Source organism: Halorubrum sp. AD140 (genome assembly GCF_034497445.1).
Taxonomy (GTDB): Archaea; Halobacteriota; Halobacteria; order Halobacteriales; family Haloferacaceae; genus Halorubrum.
This window is the reverse complement of sequence record NZ_JAXRUU010000267.1, coordinates 1-1156: the sequence shown is the minus strand read 5'-3', so window position 1 is coordinate 1156 and position 1156 is coordinate 1. Positions and strand designations below refer to the sequence as shown.

Annotated in this window: 1 pseudogene; it reads right to left on the bottom strand. The window is 50.9% G+C overall.

The annotated features are described in order from the left end of the window. Positions 1–218, bottom strand: a pseudogene (locus tag U4E84_RS18080) (cell division control protein 6); the annotation flags it as partial. Between the last annotated feature and the right edge of the window lie 938 nt (positions 219–1156).

The window sequence follows — 1156 nt, the reverse complement described above, 5'->3', positions numbered from 1 at the left end:
AGAACGAGGTGTGTTCCGACTGTCTTTCCAACGCCGGTCGGGCCGTATACAAAAACGTTGCGAGGCCGCTTATTTCGCACAACCTCGGAGAACATCTGGAGATAGCGATTCAGAACCTCATCACGCTCCAGAATCCGACTCGGGTCGTAATCGTCACGAAGGACATCTTCGTCGAGAAAGATTCCGTCCTCGGGCGTAAGATGGCCGAGTTCGTCCATATCGGTTTATCTAACGGAATATATATAAAACCGTGGCTTCAACTGTTTCGGGTGTCCTACACAGACACTCCACTGTTTCGAGTGTTCCGGCTGGAACAAAGACGGGTGTTTTGTCGACTGGAACGAGAAGACCCTATATAGTAGAAACATTTATCACATGTGCTTGTGTACCATACCCGCATACCATTCTATAGTCTATTGTAGTAGTGGTAGTATTAGTGTAAGTAGATGATATCTTGTATATTAACTTCTATTTCCCGCTTGAACACTCGAAGCAGTGGTGTGTGAGTGGATGCTATTGACATCCTCCTCCGCGTGAACGCGGAGGAATCCTGAGCGTTGGAGATTTCAGGTTTGCAGTTTCACCAAGCATCCAGTCGGTGAGAATCCGTCGGGATGCTCGCGGTCTGAGGTGGGTGGGACTGCTGGGAATGCCAAGCCCCCGGTACTCCTATCCTCGGTCATATGTGGACTCCCGGTGTTGTTTTTGCCACGGGGAGTCCGGCAGACTTCGACGGACTCGGAGTTACTTTTCTGGTGCTTCCACGCAGTCGGGCACTGCATCGGTTCATTATAGGAACCGACCGTTCACCCGACTGGTTCCGATTACTGTCTGATTGCTTGGGGCGGGCAGGCCGCCATCGTAGGACTGGCGGGAATCGCTCTATTCCCGGCCTGATTCCTACTGCATCGGATGGTTGCCTGCCACTTCAACGTGTGGACTGAAATCTCTGGCTGGCAATCGAACGGTGGATTGTGAAAACGGATGTCGGATTCATCCTGCGCCTGAATGCGCAGGTATTCTCCTTGATTCTCTATAATTATTTCCGTGCTACCATTCCGGTTTTGAACAGACTAACGCGACCGTGTAGTCAGTGTAGTCAGTGTAGCTCTCAATTCTGCGCTAGATTGACCACTCGAAAGGGTGGAGGGTAGAA